The sequence below is a fragment of the Geodermatophilus sp. YIM 151500 genome (genome assembly GCF_025716945.1).
GTDB lineage: Bacteria > Actinomycetota > Actinomycetes > Mycobacteriales > Geodermatophilaceae > YIM-151500.
The window spans coordinates 167,436-186,933 of sequence record NZ_JAOVZT010000008.1; the positions used below are offsets into that span (position 1 = coordinate 167,436).

The 19,498-nt window shown below is 70.6% G+C and carries 12 protein-coding genes and 2 pseudogenes; 5 read left to right on the forward strand and 9 right to left on the reverse strand.

The genetic code is table 11. The features are described 5' to 3' along the window. Positions 1–198: 198 nt before the first annotated feature. The 6 genes and pseudogenes from OF117_RS15000 to OF117_RS15025 form a co-directional block, all read right to left on the reverse strand. The gene (locus OF117_RS15000) at positions 199–1,311 is read right to left on the reverse strand and encodes a DegT/DnrJ/EryC1/StrS family aminotransferase (RefSeq protein WP_263553646.1); all 1,113 of its coding nucleotides are present in this window, start codon (positions 1,309–1,311) and stop codon (positions 199–201) included. 4 nt (positions 1,312–1,315) lie between these two features. Then, a complete protein-coding gene (locus OF117_RS15005) occupies positions 1,316–2,527 on the reverse strand; it encodes a Gfo/Idh/MocA family oxidoreductase (protein WP_318014254.1) in 1,212 nt (403 codons plus the stop codon). 1,101 nt (positions 2,528–3,628) lie between these two features. Next, on the reverse strand, positions 3,629–4,378 hold the full coding sequence (locus OF117_RS15010) for a hypothetical protein (protein WP_263553648.1): 750 nt from the start codon (positions 4,376–4,378) through the stop codon (positions 3,629–3,631). Positions 4,379–5,479: 1,101 nt separating this feature from the next. After that, positions 5,480–5,650, reverse strand: coding sequence for a hypothetical protein (locus tag OF117_RS15015; protein ID WP_263553649.1), 171 nt, complete (start codon positions 5,648–5,650; stop codon positions 5,480–5,482). Between the two features lie 340 nt (positions 5,651–5,990). After that, entirely contained in the window at positions 5,991–6,572 is a 582-nt protein-coding gene (locus tag OF117_RS15020) for a TPM domain-containing protein (protein WP_263553650.1), read from the reverse strand. 151 nt (positions 6,573–6,723) lie between these two features. Further along, positions 6,724–7,613 (reverse strand): annotated as a pseudogene (locus tag OF117_RS15025) (IS5 family transposase). Positions 7,614–7,807: 194 nt separating this feature from the next. Between OF117_RS15025 and OF117_RS15030 the strand changes: the two are divergent. Beyond that, complete coding sequence (locus OF117_RS15030) at positions 7,808–7,972, forward strand: hypothetical protein (RefSeq protein ID WP_263553651.1); 165 nt, start codon at positions 7,808–7,810, stop codon at positions 7,970–7,972. A gap of 555 nt (positions 7,973–8,527) precedes the next feature. Here OF117_RS15030 and OF117_RS15035 read toward each other — a convergent pair. Then, positions 8,528–9,274 carry a 4'-phosphopantetheinyl transferase family protein gene (locus tag OF117_RS15035; protein ID WP_263553652.1) on the reverse strand — a complete coding sequence of 249 codons (747 nt, stop codon included), beginning with the start codon at positions 9,272–9,274 and terminating at the stop codon, positions 8,528–8,530. A gap of 264 nt (positions 9,275–9,538) precedes the next feature. Between OF117_RS15035 and OF117_RS15040 the strand changes: the two genes are divergently transcribed. From OF117_RS15040 to OF117_RS15050, 3 genes are all read left to right on the forward strand, one after another. Then, positions 9,539–13,684, forward strand: coding sequence for a Pls/PosA family non-ribosomal peptide synthetase (locus tag OF117_RS15040; RefSeq protein ID WP_263553653.1), 4,146 nt, complete (start codon positions 9,539–9,541; stop codon positions 13,682–13,684). Between the two features lie 179 nt (positions 13,685–13,863). After that, positions 13,864–15,057 carry a DUF1624 domain-containing protein gene (locus OF117_RS15045; protein WP_263553654.1) on the forward strand — a complete coding sequence of 398 codons (1,194 nt, stop codon included), beginning with the start codon at positions 13,864–13,866 and terminating at the stop codon, positions 15,055–15,057. A gap of 28 nt (positions 15,058–15,085) precedes the next feature. Next, positions 15,086–15,757, forward strand: a complete 672-nt coding sequence (locus OF117_RS15050) for a BPL-N domain-containing protein (protein ID WP_263553659.1) — start codon at positions 15,086–15,088, stop codon at positions 15,755–15,757. 69 nt (positions 15,758–15,826) lie between these two features. Here the strand turns inward: OF117_RS15050 and OF117_RS15055 are convergent, their stop codons facing one another. Continuing rightward, on the reverse strand, positions 15,827–17,035 hold the full coding sequence (locus OF117_RS15055; RefSeq protein WP_263553655.1) for a hypothetical protein: 1,209 nt from the start codon (positions 17,033–17,035) through the stop codon (positions 15,827–15,829). A gap of 204 nt (positions 17,036–17,239) precedes the next feature. Further along, a pseudogene (locus OF117_RS15060) lies at positions 17,240–17,548 on the reverse strand (IS5/IS1182 family transposase); the annotation flags it as partial. A gap of 141 nt (positions 17,549–17,689) precedes the next feature. Between OF117_RS15060 and OF117_RS15065 the strand changes: the two are divergent. Beyond that, positions 17,690–19,171, forward strand: a complete 1,482-nt coding sequence (locus OF117_RS15065; protein ID WP_263553656.1) for a M1 family aminopeptidase — start codon at positions 17,690–17,692, stop codon at positions 19,169–19,171. The last annotated feature ends 327 nt before the right edge of the window (positions 19,172–19,498 follow it).

The following is a 19,498-nucleotide window of genomic DNA, read 5'->3' on the forward strand; positions in this document are numbered from 1 at the left end:
CGAGGACGACTGCCAGTGAAGTGAGCGCCGTCCACTGGTGGCGGGTGAGCCATCTCCGGGATCCGAGTCGCTCCACCGCTGAGCCGGTGGGGCGAGGCTGACTTTGAGCGGTGACCGCCGCCCGGTCTGCAGGAGCGTCCTCGACCGGAGCGCCCGCGGGGGCGTGGTGGAGACCCCGCCGACCGTTGACATCAAACTTCATGGGAGACCTGCCCGGGCGAGGACGTCGCAGACCCGGTCGACCTGGTCGATGGACAGGGTCGGTGACATGGGCAGCGACAGGATGGTGTCCGCGGCCCGCTCCGCGACCGGTAGGGGGCCATCAGCAAAATCGGCGAAGGCTGGCTGCTGGTGGCAGGGAACCGGGTAGTGGACTCCCCAGCCGATCCGCTCGGCGTCGAGGGCGGCTACTGCTGCCGCGCGGTCGGTGACTTGCACCATCGCGAGGTGGTGCACCGACTCGGCCCGCGGGTGCTGTGCGAGCGGCGTGCATCCGTCGGGGAGGCGTTGCCGATACCGGTCCATCAAGACCCGTCTGCGCTCGTTGTCCCTGTCCAGGTGCGCCAGCTTGGCGGTGAGGACGGCGGCTTGCAGGGTGTCCAGCCTGCTGTTCCGGCCGCGGACCTTGTGGACGTGGTGGCCTCCCGCCACCCGGCCGTGGTTGGCGGCCACCCGGATCCGATCGGCCAGCGCCGCATCGTGGGTCACCACGGCGCCGCCGTCCCCCAGCGCTCCCAGGTTCTTCCCGGGATAGAAGCTGAAACCCGCAGCGATGCCGACCGAGCCCGCTCGACGGCTCCCGAAGCGAGCGCCATGAGCCTGGGCGGCGTCCTCGATCAGTGCGATGCCGTGCCGCTGCGCGAGAGGAGCCAACCTGTCGACGTCCGTCATCTGGCCGAACATGTGCACGGCCATGAGCGCGGCCGTGCGGGGGCCCACGGCTGCTGCGACCGCGTCAGGATCGATCTCGAGCGTGTCCGGTCGGACGTCGACGAACCTGGGTCGGGCGCCTGCCGCGCACACGGCCTCAGCGGTGGCGACGAACGTGTTCGCCGGCACGATGACCTCGTCGCCTGGCCCGATCCCCAGGGCGACGAGGACGAGTTCCAGGGCGTCGGTCCCGTTGGCCACCCCCACGCAGTGCGCGCTGTCGCAGAACTCTGCGAACCGTAGTTCGAAGGCCTCGGTTTCGGGTCCCCCGATGAATCGGCCGTGGGTCAGGACGGCCTGCCAGCATCCGTCCAGCTCGGCCCGGAGGGAGTCGGCCAGACCTCGGACGTCGAGGAACGGGATCGGCATGGAAGTCAGCACCGGATCACCGCGCTGAGAAGAGCCGGCGATCGGCCATGGGCGGCGGGACCGGAATGGTGGGGACGCCGGACTCTCCCGTCGACACATCCGCTCCGGCGACTACGTCCTCGCCGGCAACGTCGGCGAGCTGGTCGGTCGCGGCGAGGACTCGAACCACTTCCAGCCCACGTTCACCGGGGGTGTTCGGTCGCGTACCCGTCCTGAGGCACTCGACGAAATGCTGGTCCTGGAGCAGAAGCGGCTCGTGAAAGGGGATGTAGGGCGAGACGATGTCGCCCGTGCGGTAGGACACCGGCAGGGCGTGGGCTTCCTCCGGGTCGTCGATCTCTTGGACGTCGACGCCTATGTCGTAGATGCGAATCCTTTCGTTGTCCGACATGTCGTCGTAGACGGCCATCTTCTTCTCACCCACGACGGTGACCTGCCGGACCTTGTTCGGAGTGAGCCAACTGACGTGGACGTACGCCCGTGCCTGTGACTGTGGAAAGTCGAGACGGAGGTAGGCCACATCGGCGTGCTGCCGGTTGATGTGGCTGTGCGCCCATACCGTCGCGCAGGACGGCATCTCGTCGAGTATGTAGGAGATGATCGAGATGTCGTGAGGTGCCAGGTCCCAGATGACATTGACGTCGCTCTGGTACCGGCCGAGGCTCAGCCTGGCTGCGTCGATGTAGAGGATCCGTCCCAGTGCGCCGGTCCGGACGAGCTCCCGGAGCTTCCAGACGGCAGCGTTGTACTCGAACGTGTGCCCGACCATGAGGTGGACCCCCTGGTCGGCGGCGATCTCCACCAACATCTCGGCGTCCTCGACGGACGTGGCCAGGGGCTTCTCCACCAGGACGTGCTTGCGGGCTTCGAGCGCGCAGCGGGCGATCGCGGCGTGGGTGCCGGGCGGTGTGGCTACGACAACCGCGTCGACATCGTGCAGGACGTCCTCCAGCGTCGGGGCGACCCGGGCCGAGGGATAATGGGCTGCGGCCTCAGCGAGGCGGCTCATCTGGCCGTCAACGATGGTTACGTCCACGTGCGGGGTGCTGCTGAGTACGCGGACGTGCTTCGAGCCCCAGTAGCCGTAGCCGACCACGGCGATGCGATCTCGAGGCGTCGCCCGCCTGTCAGGACTGCGCATGCTGGGAAGGGGAGACGCATGGGTGGTGGAGAGAACGGCGACGTCGCTGGCCTCACGACTCGCCGGGGCATGTACTAGGTGCCTCATCTGACGGAAGTCCTTGACCGTGTGTGCTCCCCCAGAGCACGAGGTGGATGTCGGCGGCTAACCGACGCGGCCATTTGCATTGATCGGGAGCATCAACGGCTGAGCGCGCGCCGGAACCAGTCGTCAGCCCGGCCTGGCCGCCGGGTCGCCGGCCTGGCGGCGGACGCCGTGATCGGTGACAGCGTTGTGCCGTGTGATCGGGGCGAGCGAGAGGCAGGTGCTTGTCAGCAGGATCGCCACTCCTTGATCGACGTCGTGGCTGCTGCCCGAGCTGGACCGCACATCGCCCGGGAAGCCGCGCTCGGGGATGTCCCATCGCCCGGCGGCGCTGGGCGGGGCCGGGCTCTCGTCGGGGACCGGCACACTGGCGGCCGGTGCCCTTTCTTCCACCGGGGCCCGTTGGGGGCTGCCCGTCACGGCGGCCGGACGAGAGGCCGGCGCGACAGGCAGCGGCGAGTCACCATCTGTGATGACCGACGCGGTCGGTGTGACTTCTCGTCGTGTGTCTGACGGGGCGCCCGGCTCGCCATGGACACAGGTCGGGGCGTGTGCCTCTTGGGATGGGTCACGCTCTTCAGCGGCGGCATCTCCGGGCATTGAACGGTCGGGGGCCGGAGCTCGGACCACGAGGAGGTTCACCAACCCGCAACCCACCTGCTCCATCGCTTGGGCGGTGCCCGGCCACATGACCACGAGGACCCATGCGCTTGGTCCGAGCACGAGAAGTCGGGCGGCGCGGAGGAGCCCGTGGGTCGGCGTGGCGCGGGCCGGTGACTTGTTGGCCGCGAAGGCCCACAACCCCGTGCTCGTCGTCAAAGCGTCCTCGCAATCCCGTTTGCGCCGCTTGGCCACCGGACCCTTTTCGGGGGCGCACTGCAGGTCAACCCGTATGTGAGTGGTTAGCCCGGTCCCTCGGCGGTGTGTAACGTTCTGTAACCATGCACCGACACGCGGAGGAGACCCTTGTCCTTCTCCAGTGAGATCTCCTCTACGGAGCGTCGTGGTGTTGAGCCGGGCCTGCTGGCGCGGTCCAGGGGATCCGACAAGTTGCAGAGCGCAGTTCCAACGGCCTCAGAGTCGATGCCGCTGACGGACGCCGAGTCAGTGGCGCGGAGCCTGCGGATGCTCCTGGAGGACCTGAATCGCCGGCGCCCCTCGGTGCTGACAGCCGGTGCCCCGGCGAGGCGCGCCTCTACCCCGAACGGGTGCTGCAGGACGGGGGCGGCCGGTCGGCCCGGTGAGGGTGACGGCGTGCAGCCAGCCCCGCTCGCGGGCCAGGGCCGGCCAGGTCTGGCCGGTGCGCCGCTCGGCGACCCGGATCAGCAGCAGCGCCAGCCAGCACAGCAGCACGTGCGCGCGGATGTGGGCTCGAGGCGGTGGCCGCCGCGGTGGCCGGCTTGGTGTGGCCAGCCGGGTCCGGGCGGTGGTGATGCGGGCCAGTGCGGGTTGGATGCGCTCCAGCGCGGCCTCCCGTTGCGTGGCGGCGCGGGCGGCCTCGTCGGGGTTGACGCAGAGCACCCAGCGCAGATCCGGCGCGAACTCGAGGCGCACCCCCATGACCCGCAGGTTGTCCCGTACGGTCCGGTAGCGGCCCTGGCGGGCCAGCACTTCCTCGACGTGGGTGGTGCCGGCGTGCATCCGCTCGCCGGCGATGAAGTGCCCGCCGGCCCGGCGCAGCAAGGCCAGGTTCGCCGCGGAGGAGAAGCAGCGGTCGACCACGGTGAATACCCGGCCCAGCCACCAGGCCCGCAGGTCATCCTTGACCTGCCGCAGCACCGCGGAGTCGTTGGTGTTGCCCGGCCAGCACCACCCCCGCGCCAGGATGCCCTCGCGGGCCGCGGCCAGACCCATGACGATCTGCGGCGGATCACCGCGGGAGTCCTTGGAGTGCCCGTCGCAGCGGAACCCCGACCCGCCGCCGGCTCCGGCAGCGTCCCTGCCTCGGCGGGCGGGTCGGTGTCTTCGGTGTCGCGCTCGAAGTAGGTGCTGGTGGTGTCGAAACATGGGTCGACCTCGAGGTTGAGCAGGTTGGCCACGGCGAAGACCTTCGCCTCCTGGACCTTGGCGTCGGTGTCGGCCTCGATGAGCAGGTCCATCGCCCGGTACGCTGACCGTCACTCGCCGCCGCCAGCCCCGGGATCGCCACATCGTGGTGATCCACTCCGCGGCGGCCAGCTCGGCGCCGGCGCCAGCGCCCGGTTGGCCGCCAGCACGAAGGTCACCCGCTCGACGTCGGTGGTGAACCGGCGACGGGCGAGCACCTCGCGCAGCGCGGTGCCGATCCCGAGTTGTTGCCACAGCCGTCCGCAGCCACGCCCCGCCGGCCGGCCGGGACTCGGCGACCCTCAGCCCACCGTCCGCCCCGGCCCCGGCCCCGGCGCCGGGCTGGCCGCCGGGCTCGGCGCCGACTTGAGCGCCCCGTCGGAACCGACGTGGGTGCCAGCGTCGTCGTCACCGAGGTAGGGGTTGATCGCGCCGACCGGGCCGGCGCAGGCAGACGGCGTCGAGGCGGTCCTCCCGGCCCAGCGGCACCAGGACCCTCCCGGCCCAGCGGCACCAGGACCTTGGCCACCGACGTACCGCCCCGGGCTGGCTCGTCGTGCGCGATCGACAGGTACCGCCCCCTCGTCCCGTCCTCGTGCTGCCGCGTCGACGTCCGCAGGTGCACACCCGTTCCTTGACCGCCGCTGACCAGCACGAGCAAGCCCGAATGGACCGGAACGTGTACCTGCATCCGCGGTGCCGACGGCCGCTGCGCGGCACCGACCAGCGGTTTTTCCGAGCACTGCCCCGCTCGTGTGCCCACCAACTGCGGAACTCGGGCTTCACCCCGACCGGATCTCGGGCGTGAACCAAGTCAGGTCGGACGTTCGCTGCCCCCCGGAACGCGGTCCCGGGCCACGAGCAGGTCTTGGGGATGATCTCCGGAGGCTGATGCAGCCCTCCCAGCAGTTACGGCCGCAGAGGTGCGATGCAGCACCCGTCGCAGGAGTGGGCAGCGGAGGCGCCGCCGACCGACTGGAGATAGGCGATGTCGTCCGGGTCGGGGTGGCCGATGCCGTGCGAGCACATTCGGTCGTTGTAGCCGTAGTACGCGCGCCAGACCTTCGGCCAAGACCGCATGTGGTGCTCGCTCGGGTGATGGCGGGAGCACGGTCGTCCGGCGCACAGGGCGGGACCATGGGGACCAGCGAGGCTCAGGTGCACGGTTCCTCCCGCACCTTCCCCGCCGACAACCTCGTCGGCGTGTGCAGCCGCCACGGGAGACCGGTGCCCGCCGCAGGGCGCTGGCTGCTCCGGCGGGGTGGCTGAAGCGGGCGTCGACTCACTGGACCACCGTCGGGGTGCGCATGCCGGTCAGCGTGGAAGTGGCTGCTGTACTACCCCGATAACCGAGCTGTGCAGCACCTGTGCGCGGCCTCATTCGCGCACCCGGGGACCCCGCCGGTAGGTGACGTGCCGGCTACCGGGACGAGGTGGTCGAGGGCCTCCGACGAGAGAGCAGATGGGCCACGACGAGGACGGTCGCGACGCCGCCGACGACGAGGATGCTGGTGGTGGTTGACCACGGGGCCGATTCCGCCGTGCTGCCGGCCCGGGTGGAGGTCTGGAGCTGCGAGGCGAGGGCGACCACCGCGCCGGACTGGTCACCTGCTGCCAACCGCGGCTCCACCTCGCTGGTCATCAGATCCTCGACGTCTGCCACGGCGAGCGGGGACGAGTCGTCGATCCACCAGTTGAACTCGTAGGTCGAGTCGCCAACAGCGACGGCGAGCAAGAGGTCGGACTCCCTGAGTGCCGAGAGCTCCGCCGTCCTTTGCGCCCAGGCGTCGACGTCCGCGGAATCGAACGAGGAGACGAACACGGCGTACAAACGGAGATCGTCCTCGGCGGCCAGTTCCGCGACGGCCTCCTCGACTGCCGCCGCCCCGTCGCCCAGAGCCGCCGCCTCGTCGGTGATCTGATCGGTCACCACCAGCGGAGGCTCGGCCGCTGCCGGTCCGGTGGCAGACGACAGCAGCACCAGCGCACCGAGGACGACCACAGCTCTACGCAACTACCCCTCCGAGCAACCCGGGCGAATCTCACTCGGGGACAGACCCTACGCACGAGCTCGCACGGGTGATGCCATCGCCACCCCGCCGGGCGCCGGAGTGGGCGGCTGTGCACATTCCGTCACGCCGCTCCCGTCGGGTCTAGGGCGTGTCCTGTGGATCTTCGCGGAGCCAAAGGACCGTGGCGGCGATGAGGAGCAGAGCCCGGTAGTAGGCGGCGCGTTTGGCGTAGCGCGTGGCCAGGGCGCGGAACTGCTTGAGCCGGGCGAAGCAGCGTTCGACGACGTTGCGTCCTGCGTAGATGGCGGGGTCACAGACCGGTGGTCGGCCGCCGGCTGCGCCTTTGGCCTTGCGGCGGGCGATCTGATCGCTGCGTTCGGGGCTGGTGAAGGCGATGTGCCGGCGGCGCAGCGCCTGCCGGGTGGAGGGATGGGAGTACGCCTTGTCGGCGATCACCCGGTCCGGGCGCTGCCGCGGCCGGCCGGGCCCGACCCGGGCGACGGACACCTCCTCGAGCAGCGGCAGCAGCTGCGGATTGTCTCCGGCCTGACCGGCGGTGAGCAGAATGGCCATCGGGAGCCCGCGGCCATCGACGGCCAGGTGCAGCTTGCAGGTCAGTCCGCCGCGGGAGCGTCCGAGGGCCTCGCCGTCGACGGCGAGGGCTTCGACCGGTTCGCTGCAGCCCCCTTTTTCCGTGCTCCGGCGGCGTGCTGGTGTGCCCGGACCGAGCTGGAGTCGACGCTGAAGGTCCATTCCACCGTGCCGACCGCGTCGTCCTTGACGACCACCTCGGCGAGGATCCGTTCCCAGGTGCCATCGGCGGTCCACTTCCGCAGCCGCTCGTGCGCGGTCTTCCACGGGCCATACCGTTCGGGCAGATCCCGCCAGGGCACGCCGGTCTTGGCCTGCCACAGAATCGCGTTGATCACCTGCCGGTGATCGCGCCACCGGCCACCGCGGTGCCCGGTCGTGGGCAACAGCGGCTCGATCCTTGCCCAGGCCGCATCGGTGAGCTCATGCCGGCCGATCATCCGACCAGCCTGAATCACACCCCTGAAAGATCGCCAGGACAGGCCCTAGCAGCTGAGCGGGCGTTCCGGTGGCGGGGTCGGCGTTCGCCCCGGTCGTGGGCGAGGCAGTTGGGGCGGAGCGCGATTCTGTCTGGTAGTGGAGCTGGTCACGCGCACGTTGACTGCCTGCGGATGTGTCGCCCGCGTCCGATGACGTGTTCGGGCCCACGTCGACCCGCCGAAACACGGCCGGCGTGCCGGTGCGCTACCTGCAGATGGTGCACGACCGCTGGGACTCGGCGGCCGGCGCGGCGAAGATGCAGGTGGTGCACGCCTTCGGCCGCGAGGACGCACTCGACCGGCCGCGATCGAGCGGCTGATCGCCTCGCTGCGCCGGCTGCTGGACCCGGCCGCCGGGCTGGCCAGCACCCGCCGGCCGGCGCCGGCTCGGGCTCGAATTCCGATCGTCGGTCGCGCTGGGGCGACCTGGGCGCTGGACGGGCGCCGGACGGCAAGGACCTGCAGCGCTGCTCCGACCCGACCAGGTCGGCCGAGGACATCGCCCTGGACGACCAGCAACTCGTCGCCGTCGAACGCGGCTGGCGGGACCGAAGACCCACCTGGCGCTCCGCTCGGTCTACCACCGGCTCCAGCACCGCATCCGTGCCCACGTGTTGCTCTGCCGGCTGGCGCTGCTGCTGATGTGCATCGTGAAGACCAAGACCGGCCGCTCCTGGCCCGCCGTGCGCCACCGTCGAGGTCGGCGACCAGCGAGGCAGTGAGGTGGATGGGCGGATCAGCAGGCAGCGCCACCGGCGCCTGGTGGCCGACCATGACGGCAGGGGAGATGCCATCGCGAGTACGGGCTCACGGTCTGACGAGTGGGTCAGCACTCTCACCCTTCGACGAGACCACGCGTACCCGCCCTCACGAGGTCAGGCCCCGCGTCGCCGCAGGCCACCTGCCCGCAGGGCAACTTCGCCGGGCCCCTGAGGCGGGAAGGCGTCCACCAAGGGCGGTGATTCGGCTGCGGCCGCGACAACAGCGTCCAGGTCTCGGTCGAACCAGTCGACGAGGTGCAGGGAACCAAACCGACTCAGTGTCCGCCCATCGCTCGCTGCCCGCTCCGTCGCGAGCTCGAGTTCGACGCGCGCCAGCTCGTCGAGCGTGACGGCGCCGACCTTGACCAGGCACTCTTTGCGCACCCAATGCCGGAGGAAGGCGACGGACGGCTCGGGTGCGGACCGCACCCGGGAGGTCTCGGCGGTGGTCAGGGCGTAAGCCAGAACGGCTGGGTCGGCATCCAGGCCGGAGGAGCCCTCCACGTCGACGCCGATCGGCTGCCAGCCTGCGCCCGCGACCACGGCACCGCGGGTGTGCGCGAGGCTGACGTGCAGGTCGGGCACGCCGGCGATCGACGGCTTGCCATGCTCCGTCGACCCGCACTCGGAGCATCGCTGCACCAGCTCTACAGTGCCGGGGATCCGGCCGGTCAGAGCTGCCGCGCAGTGCCGGACCAGTAGGTGCGCCGCGACGTAGGCCTCACGGTCGGCCCGGTGGGCCAGGGCGGCACCGCGCCGTCGCTCGCTCGCCGTCAAGATGTTCTCGTCCCACTGTTCGAGCACCGCGGCGGGGTGCGCGACGAGGACCAGCGGCCCACGAACGGGTGAATTTCGGCTCATCTCACGTCACCTCCTGCTCGTTCCCGACGTCGACGGTCGCTCTCGGACAGGTCGCGCCCCTGCGTCAGAGGTCGACAGCGGCTTGTGATACGACGGTGGATCGTTCGCGCCGTTGTCACCATGCGAGACATTCCCGTCATCCCCCGTGATGACGATTGGTATGAACCGTCGGCTGTCCTGCGCCGGGCGCCAACGCCTTGCGCGCAGTCAGATTGTCTCTAGCCTCGGGAAGCTTGGTCAGACAGGGTTACAGAAAGTGAGTTCATGGCAACGCATAGCAATGGCTGGGATTTTTTCTCGACATTCGCGGGAGATGCCGAGGATTCGTCCGAGTCGGCTGTTACGTCCCACCAGGTACACGACAACACCACTATTTCCTTCCGCCTGCACGACAACTTCGCGGCCGAGATGTCCGGCCAGCGTGCTGGGTGCACTCGGCTGAGCCGGTACTTCGAACGGACCTGCGACAGCCGGCCGTCGGCCACCGCCCTCGAGGTCGAAGGCGAGCACCTCTCCTACGCCGACCTCGACCAGCGCGCGAACCGGCTGGCGAACCTGTTGATGGCCCGCGGTGCGCGCGCCGGTGTCCGGGTCGGGATCCTCCTCCACCGTTCGGTGAGCACCTACCTGGCCCTGCTGGCGGTCACGAAGACCGAGGCGACGTTCGTCCCCATCGACCCGGAGGCGCCGGCCGAGCGGCTGCAGTACATCGCCGACGACTCCTCGCTGGGTCTGCTCGTCACGCACACGTCGTTCGCCGCGTCCTGCGCCGCCTTGCCCTGCGAAAGCCTTTACCTGGACGAGTTGGGTCCCGAGCTCGCGATGCAGTCGAGCGCCCGGCCCGGCATCGAGTCCGACGGGGACCCGGTCTGCTACATCATCTACACCTCGGGCTCCAGCGGTCGACCCAAGGGCGTCGAGATCAAGCAGTCGAGCATCTGCAACTTCATCGGCATCGTGCCGTCCCTGTACGGCGTCGAGCCGACCGACCGCGTGTACCAGGGCATGACGATCGCCTTCGACTTCTCCATCGAGGAGATCTGGCCCACCTGGGCCGTCGGGGCGACGCTCGTGGCCGGCCCGACGGACGGCCGCCGGGTCGGGTCGGGTCTGGCCGACTTCCTCGAGGACAACGAGATCACGATGATCTACTGCGTCCCCACCGTGCTGGCCACACTGGACCGCACACTTCCGCTGATCCGCACGGTGAATGTCGGCGGCGAGGCCTGCCCCCGCGAGCTGGTCGACCGCTGGGGCCCCGGCCGCCGGATCCTGAACACCTACGGGCCCACCGAGACGACCGTGACCTGCACCATGGCCGAGCTCCGGCCCGGCAGGCCGGTCACGATCGGCCATCCCCTTCCCACTTATCGGGTCACCCTGCTCGACGACGAGCGCAGGCCGGTCCCTGCAGGTGAGGTCGGGGAGATCTGCGTCGGCGGTCCCGGGGTCGCGCGCGGTTACGTGAACCGGCCCGACCTCACCGCCGACCGCTTCATCCCCGATCCGCGTGGAATCCCGGGCGAACGCATCTACCGCACCGGGGACCTCGGCCGGTTCCTCCCCGACGGGGAACTGGAGTATCTGGGTCGCGCTGACAGCGAGGTCAAGGTGCGCGGCCACCGCGTGGACCTGCAGGAGATCGAAAGCGTGCTCCTCGAGCATGATCAGGTGACCGGTGCCGTCGTCACGCTTCTGTCGTCGCAGGACACCGGAGGGGACCTCGCCGGATACGTCATGCTGCGCAGCGACGGTTCGGCCGACGAGGTTGTGGCGCAGTTGCACGAGCAACTGGTCGCCCAGATGCCGCCGTACATGGTGCCGTCGTTCCTCGACGTGGTGTCGTCGATCCCGATGCTGCCCAGCGGCAAGGCCGACCGTGGCCGGCTTCCCGCGCCCACCCGGCCGCGGCTGATCCGCACCGACCGGGAGCACGAGCCGCCGGCGACCCCGGGGGAGGCATGGATCGCCGGCATGTGGGAGGAGATGCTCCGCCTGCCGGTGGGTGCGGTCTCCGTGGAGGCCAATTTCTTCGAGGCGCTGGGCGGGCACTCCCTCGTCGCGGCCAACGTCGTGTCCAGGATGCGGGAGAGCGACCTGGGCACGGGGCTGTCCATCCTGGACTTCTACCGGCACCCCACGGTCCGCGAGCTGGCCGCCTTTCTCGAGGACGGGACGGGCGGCACGACGGACGACATCGTGACGCTCGAGCCGCACGGACCCCGGCCGGCTGCGCCGTCCCGGCGGCGGGTCCTCGCCTTCGGGACGGCCCAGGTGTCGGTGCTGTACGCGGTCGTCCTGGCCTTCCTGCTCCCCGTCGGCGTCCTCTACGGGCTCAACGGCGGTCAGCCCTCGGCCGCACTGCTCGCGCAGCTCGCTGTCGCGCTGCCGTCGGTCTACCTGCTGGCCCGTTGGGTCCTTCCGGTTGCCGGCGCGCGGCTGCTGGCGCGGGGCCTCGGAGCCGGTGACCACCCACTCTGGGGTGGCATGCACCTCCGGGTCTGGACCCTGCAGAAGCTGATGTCGATCTCCCCGCTCTCCGTCCTCAGCGGCTCGCCGTGGGCGGTGACCTATCTGCGGATGGCCGGTGCGCGAATCGATGACGAGTGCCACATCGGGACGGCGAGCATTTCGCTGCCCTCACTGCTGCGGGTGCAGCGCGGCGCGACGGTTGGCTACGGCACGCAGCTGCACACCCACCGCATCGCGGAGGGCGTCCTGACGATAGGCCCCGTCACCATCGGTGCCGGTGCGGTCGTGGGGTCGGAGAGCGTGCTGGAGTGCAATTCCGAGGTCGGCGAGAACGCCATCCTTGGTGACCAGTCGCTGCTGCCGTCGCAGCGGGTCGTCCCGGCCGAGGAGACCTGGTCGGGGTCTCCGGCAAAGCCAGCGCCTGAGGTCATGGACCCCGTCGTCGAGCTCATGGCCGGGTGCGACGACGCGCCCCGCACCTGGTCCGGACGCCTCCTGGCCGGCTTCGCCGGTGGCCTCCTGCTGCTCGAACTGATGCCCTTCCTCATCTTGCTACCGGTGGTGGTGGCCGTGTGGTGGGCCCTGCTCGCCTTCGGGACGGCAGCCGGCCTGCTGGTCACCGTCCTGTCCGGACCGCTGTTCGTGGCCGCCTCCTGCGCCCTCGTCCTCGGCGCCCGACGCCTGGTGCTGCCCGAGACTCCCGAGGGTGTGCACCACCTCCGCTCGCAGCTGGGCCTGGAGAAGTGGCTGGGCGACAAGCTGCTCGAATTGAGCCTGCTGTTCAACAACACCATGTACTCGACGCTGTACACGCCGCTGTGGCTGCGGGCCATGGGGACGAAGGTCGGCAAGGGCGCCGAGGTGTCCACGATCGCCAACATCGACCCCGACCTGCTCACCGTGGGCGACGGCAGCTTCGTGGCTGACATGGCCAGCGTGGGCAGCGCCACCTACGCCAACGGGCACGTCGCCTTCCGGAGGACCGAGATCGGCTCGCGGGCCTTCGTCGGCAACGCCGCCTTCGTTCCGTCGGGCTCGCACCTGGGCGAAGGCTCGCTGATCGGTGTCCGCTCGGTACCCCCGACCGCCGGGACCGAGCCGAACACGTCCTGGCTGGGGTCCCCGCCCTTCTTCCTGCCCCGCCGGGAGGTGTTCGAGGAATTCACCGAGGCCGAGACATACGCGCCGTCGCGGCGGCGGGTCCGTGCCCGGTACGCGATCGAGTTCCTCCGCATCGTCCTGCCGAGCTCCCTGCTCGCCACCGCGACGTTCGCCACGCTCTACGGGCTCTCCGCAATGGCGGTCTCCTGGAACACGGTGGTCACGGTCCTGCTCGCCCCGCTGGTCGCCCTGGCCTCCAGCGTCCTGGTGGTGGCCGTGGTGGCAGCCGTCAAGTGGTTGGTGGTTGGCCGGTACCGGCCACGGGTGCGACCGCTGTGGAGCGGCTTCGTCCGCCGGTCGGAGTTCGTCACCGGCATCTACGAGGCCGCAGCGGTGCCGGCCCTGCTCACCTTCCTCACCGGCACACCGCTGCTCGGCCCGGCACTGCGGCTGTTCGGCGCCCGGGTCGGCCGGCGGACGCTGATCGACACGACCTACCTCACCGAGTTCGACCTGGTGGCCATCGGGGACGACGCCTCGGTGGGTGCGAACGCGTCGCTGCAGACCCACCTGTTCGAGGACCGCGTCATGAAGATGGACTACGTGACCCTCTGCGACCGTGCCAGCATCGGCGACAAGGCCGTCGTCCTGTACGGCTCCGTCGTGGAGCAGGACGCCACGCTGGCCGCACTGTCGCTGGCCATGAAGGGCGAGGTACTCCCGGCGGAGACCACATGGTACGGCATCCCGGCGCAGAAGGTCGGAAGGGCGCCGACGGCTCCACTCGCGCGCGGCCGGCACCGGGTGCCCACGGGCGCGAGGGCAGGGCGGCGATGATGGCTAGCACGCGGGGACCCCGCAACGGTCTGCGGGAGCTCTCGAGCGAGACGTCGACGGCGCCGGGCGCTCCGCCGACAGGGAGCCAGCCCCTCTCTCACGCCTGCGAGCAGGTCCGGCCCGGCGACGTCTCCGGCACCCCGTCGAGCACCGCGCCGTCCCAGCGGTCGAGTGGGCGCATGATCGGCATCGACGCCGCTCGCGGCGTCGCGCTTCTCGGCATGATGGCGGTCCACCTCATCGACCCCATCGCGGACGACGGGAGCCCATCGCTGGCCTGGACGCTCGCTGCCGGCAAGTCGGCAGCCCTGTTCGCGGTGCTGGCCGGCGTCGGTGTCGCGTTCACCACCGGCCGTCGTCAGCGGCCGACCGGGCGGACCTGGCCGGGGCACGCCGCCGGGTTGCTGGTCCGGGCGCTGCTCATCGGTGTGGTCGGGCTGCTGCTGGGCTCCGTGGTGGCCGCCGACCTCGCTGCGGTGATCCTGCCCTATTACGCCTTGCTTTTCGCGTTCGCCATCCCGCTGCTCAGCCTGTCCAGCCGCGCGCTCGTGGCACTGGCTGCGGTTATCGCGGTAGGCATGCCGATCCTCAGCCACGTGCTGAGGGCCGGTACGGAGGCAGCGCTGATCGTTCCGAATCTCACGTTCAGCGAGCTGCTCGACCATCCGGCACGGGTGCTGCGAGACCTCGCGTTGACCGGCGTGTACCCAGCGCTGCCGTGGATGGCCTACCTCTGCGCCGGTCTGGCCGTCGGGCGCGCGTTGCTGACGTCACGGCGCACGGTCACGCTCGTTGCCCTGACCGGTGCCGGACTCGTCGTGGTCTCTCGGACGGTTTCCTGGATCCTGATGGACGTCTTCGGCGGCCGCGCCGAGCTGGCGGCGGTCGCGAGCCGGTCCATGACCTCGGACCGGTGGGCCGAGGTCATGGCGGTCGGGTGGACGGGGACGACGCCGACCGACACCGCATGGTGGCTGGCCACGATGGTCCCGCACTCCACCACGCCGCTGGACCTGGCCTCCACCACCGGTATCTCGCTGATCGTCATCGGGGTCGCTATCCTCGTCGGCCGCGCCACCACCGCGCTCCTGCGGCCGCTGGCCGCCGCGGGAAGTATGAGTTTGACCCTCTTCTCCCTGCACGTGCTGCTGCTCAGCTGGCCGTCGTCACCAGAGGGCGTGGCGGGGCTGCTCGCCCATACCGTCCTCGTCGTCGCTTTCGCGCTGGTGTGGAGCAGTTACTACGCGCGGGGACCTCTGGAGGAGATCGTCGCCCAGGCCGCCGGCGCGGTGCGCCGCAGGGTGCAATCGGTGATCGACTCGCCGCGTGCGGCCGAGACCAGCCCGCCGGACGGCGGCGTCGGTGGCTCCTGACCTTCCCCTGCCCGCGGACCTGGCGCTGGTGTACCGCGGTCCGGCTTCGACCCCGGGCTGTCCTGAGGCCGTGGCGGCCGCGTTGACCCGAAGCCGATGGAACCTCGAGGTCCGCTACGTGGGACCGCGTGAGCGGCTGCCGCTGGAGCCGGGCGTCCTCGCGGGCGCCCGGCTCTACGCCCAGCCGGGTGGCGGTCGCCTGCGGAAGGCGTACCGGAAGCTGAAGCACTCGCGCGCGGCGGTTCGAGAGTTCGTCCGGTCCGGCGGTGCCTACCTGGGCTTCTGCCTGGGTGGCTACCTCGCCGGCGATACCCCCGGATTCGGCCTTCTGCCCGGGGACACCGACCGTTTCATCTCGTCGCCCGGGGCCCGGCCAAGACACGACGGCGACAGCCTGGTGTCGGTGACCTGGAACGGTCGCCGACACCAGCTGTACTTCCAGGACGGTCCGTGGTACGACCTCGACTCGAGCCGGGGTCCGGCTGAGGTGTTGGCCACCTACGACAACGGACTGCCCGCCGCTGTCGTCGCGCCGTTCGGCCTCGGAGCTGTCGGCGTCGTAGGACCGCACCCCGAGGCCTCGCCCGACTGGTACCTCGCCAGCGGACTCCCGGTCCCCGCCGATGTCGGCGCGGACCTTACGCAGGATCTGGTCGACCGGGTGCTGCAGGTCGGCCGGGGGGCGCGACGCGTGGGCTGACCGCGGCGGGAGCCAGCTGCTCCGGCGGGATGGTGGACGCTCGTCCGCGCGGGAGCCCCCTCGTCGTGGTCACGACGCGTCGATCAGCTGCCCCACGGTCCGGCCCAGTCGGCCGTCGAGGGCGTGGCCGACACCGGCCGGGAACTCGTGAGAGGTGATGACGCCACGGGCGGCATAGAAGCGTTCCCCGGCTTGGGCCCCCCACGACGCGGTCAGCGGGACTGCCGTGTCAGCCGTGCCCGTGTACCAGTGGCCGCGAACCCCGGCCATGGTCGCCGTGGTCACCGCCGCGCCGCCGTCGGCCGGCGGGCCGCCGCCGCCGAACAGCACCCAGCCCCCTCCGTGGCGCAGCAGCTCCGGGTGCCGCGGCACCAGGAACCGCGTGACCTCCTGCGCGCCGGAGGAGAAACCGGACAGCCACACCTCGGCGACCGGGTAAGCGGCGAGCTGGGCCTCGATCAACTCGGCGAGGAAATCGGCGTATCCGCTCGTGTCGCCGGTGTGCCAGCACTCGCAGGACTGGTTCGGGCTCTCCACGGCGAGCGTCATCATGTTCCGTGCTCGGGCGGTGGCGACCAGCCCGGTCGACCCGCCGAGCGCATACGAGGAATCCGGGTTGTCGACGCCGTGCTCGCCGGTCCCGTCGACGTAGACGACCAGTCCTACCGGCTGTGCCGGATCGATGCCGCCGGCGTACAGCAGGTACCGGCCAGTGTGCCCGCTACGGGCTGCGAAGGACTGCCGCGGCTGATCGGAGAAGACGCCACTCGCTCCGCCGGATGAGCTGGCCGCGGCGTCGGACACGCCGGGCGCCTCCGGTGTCTGGGTCGCGGCGGGCCCGCGGGCGGAGTCGGGGGCCGGCCGACGCGACGCGGACTTCTCGTGCCGGCGTCCCGGGTGCGCGCCCGCCGCCCCCTGCGGGGGGTCGGTCGCGACCTCGGTCGGTGCCGGCGACGTCACCGATCCGCCCGGATCGTCGGCGGGCTGCTCGGCGACCCTGGTGGCGTCAGCCGTGGGCGGCTCATCGGCCACGGGCGGCGGGGCCGGCACGAGGGGGACCTCGTCCTCGGGGACGACGACCGCGTCGGCGTCGGCGCCGACCACCCCGATGGGCGGCTGCTCCTCTTCCTGGCTCTCACCGGCGACATCGGGCCGGCCGGGCGTGCCGGTGGCGTCGACCCCCAATTGGGCCGGACGACATGCGGTGGTCAGGCAGACAAGGGCGACGGCCGCTAGGACGCCCCCGTGGCGGACGACGGTGGAGAGGGAAGTGCGCACGAGTGATTCCTTCGGCTGGTCGCTCGCCCATGGCGACGAACTGTGATCGCGGTGTGACCACCCGAGGTTGGCACATGCTCTCCGCATCCGTCATGTAACGGAGAGCGCACAGTTGTCCCATCTGCAACCTCCGCCCCAGGCGAACCTCGTCACCTGCCGATGTCAGATGACCGCCTCGTCATCAAGGGGCTACGGGCGTCAGCCCCCCTTGGCCAGCCGCGAGCGCTTCAGGCCGCCCTTCCCGCGGTCGACCGGGCTGCGACCCGCGCACTCGCCGCCGCAGGGCGCCTTGGTGGTGCACCCGTCCACGGCCAGGTCGGCCAGGTCGGCTAGGTCCAGGCCGACCATCTTCTCGTAGGCGTACAGGCAGGCCAGCCGCAGCTGGGCGAACCCGCCCCGCCGGATCCGAGCGCGGGCGGTGGCAGCCCAGCGGGTGCGCATCGATACGCGCGGGGAGCGTGGCGAGGAATGCCTCGCGCAGGGGTCCAGGATGCACGATGAGTGCGCGGGCACGAGCGGTCCACATCTCACGGAGCGTCAGCAACGTCGCGAGCGCGGCCCCTCGTAGCTGCCCACACTGATCGGGCGCACCGGACCACTGACGACGCCCTATCGGCGGACGCCGCGAGCGCGGATTGTCACGAGGACACCAGAATGGGAGCTGCGGCCGGAACTGCTCGGTCGCCGGCAATCGAGGACGGGATGCGCAGAGGTCGACGGTGGGTCACCGCTGCCCTGTCGTGTCTGCTGCTCGGTGGCTGCACCTCCGCGCCGCCGGACGACGTCGGCCCCGACCGCGAGTCGCGCGAGGCTGTGGACGACGGTGCCGCGCCGTGGCCCGACCGGCCCGTGGTGGACCTGCGCTTCGAAACTTCCCGGGACCTCGGGAGAGTGGCCGGGCGCGAACTCGTCGAGTTCACCCCGGACCTGGAAATCTGTGAGCTGGTCTTCCGGGCGTGGCCGAACAAGCCCGTCACTGCGCAAGAGGGCACCCTGCTGACCGTGTCGCAGGTGCGGGTCGACGGCCGCGCCGCGGCTTTCCTGGACGTTGCCGCGGGCGCTTCGCAGGACACGCCGGCCGGGACCCTGGTGGAGGTCCCGCTGGCTGACTGTGTCGACGCGGGCGAGACCGTCACTGCCGAGCTGACCTTCGCCCTGGAGCTGGGTGAGGAGGTCGACGAGCGGGTCGGGACCTCGCCCGACGCAGAGGTCGCCTGGTTGGCCACGGCCTTCCCCCTCCTTGCCTGGGAGCGCGGCCGTGGATGGCAGCGCGGGCCCGCTGTCCCGGTCAACGGCGAGACGGCCGTGAGCGAGGACTTCCGGCTCGACTCCCTGGAGGTGGTCGCGCCGGACGGATACGAAGTCCTCGGCACCGGGGAGGCGGGCGGCACGGAGGACCGGCCGGACGGGACGACCGTCCACCGGTTCTCCGCTCCGGCGGTGCGCGACGTGGCTGTCGCGGTCGGGGACCTCGACGTGGTCGAACGCACGATCAACGGCGTCCGCGTGCGCGTGGGGCTGGACCGTGAGGTGGAGCAGGCGGATGCCGACGACTGGCTCGACCAGATTGCGGAGTCCACCCGCGACCTCATCGACCTGCTCGGTCCCTTCCCGTACGACGACCTGTGGGTCGTGGTGCTGTCTAGCCAGACGAGCGGCATCGAGTTTCCCGGAGCAATCCAGTTCGGGGATGTGGACCCGGACTACCGACGCGGACTGGTGACGCATGAGCTCGCACACATGTGGTTCTACGGTCTGGTGGGCAACGACCAGGGGCAGCACCCCTGGCTCGACGAGTCGTTCGCGACATTCGCCCAATCCGTGGCCGACGGCGACGAGCTGTCCTTGACCCGGCTGCCTGTGGAGGTGGCGCCGCCAGTTGGCGGCTCGATGCTGTACTGGGCCTCGAACTTCCAGCGGCCCAACAGCACGTACTTCGACACGGTTTACACGATCGGTGGCGCCGCACTGGTGGAGGCCCGGACGCGAGCGGGCGCGGAGGCCTTCGACGCCGCGCTGGCCGACTACCTGGCGGCGAACGCTCACTCCGTTGCGACCCCGAACGACGTCCGGGAGGCGTTCAACGACCTGCCGGACGTCCTCGACGTGCTACGCGAGGTAGGCGCGCTGCCGTAACCAGGCCGGCCCGGTGCTCCGGTGCCGATTGGCGAGCCTCCGGTGGACGTCCTCGTCGCTCGCGGGTCACAACGAGTGGTCGCTCGCTCCCGCGGCGGCTGGCAGAGACCGTCTGACTACGGCGAGTGATTACCACGCCTGCGGGCATCCCTGGCCGCTGTTGCGCGGCAGTGAGCCGGGCGCGAACAGCCTTCCTATTGATCAGCCAAGATGTCCCGACGAGCAGGTGGATGCGTGTTAGTGCACGAATCAACTACTGTCACTCCGTGTGAGCATGGACCAGACGTGGACGGTGGGGGTCACCGGCGCCACCGGCTATGCGGGGGG

Excerpts from the sequence above, each read along its gene's own strand:
- OF117_RS15065 (WP_263553656.1), top strand. The coding sequence starts at position 17,690 with ATGGGAGCTGCGGCCGGAACTGCTCGGTCGCCGGCAATCGAGGACGGG.
- OF117_RS15015 (WP_263553649.1), bottom strand. The coding sequence starts at position 5,650 with ATGCGGTCTTGGCCGAAGGTCTGGCGCGCGTACTACGGCTACAACGAC.
- OF117_RS15005 (WP_318014254.1), bottom strand. The coding sequence starts at position 2,527 with ATGAGGCACCTAGTACATGCCCCGGCGAGTCGTGAGGCCAGCGACGTC.
- OF117_RS15010 (WP_263553648.1), bottom strand. The coding sequence starts at position 4,378 with ATGGGTCTGGCCGCGGCCCGCGAGGGCATCCTGGCGCGGGGGTGGTGC.
- OF117_RS15045 (WP_263553654.1), top strand. The coding sequence starts at position 13,864 with ATGATCGGCATCGACGCCGCTCGCGGCGTCGCGCTTCTCGGCATGATG.
- OF117_RS15040 (WP_263553653.1), top strand. The coding sequence starts at position 9,539 with ATGGCAACGCATAGCAATGGCTGGGATTTTTTCTCGACATTCGCGGGA.
- OF117_RS15035 (WP_263553652.1), bottom strand. The coding sequence starts at position 9,274 with ATGAGCCGAAATTCACCCGTTCGTGGGCCGCTGGTCCTCGTCGCGCAC.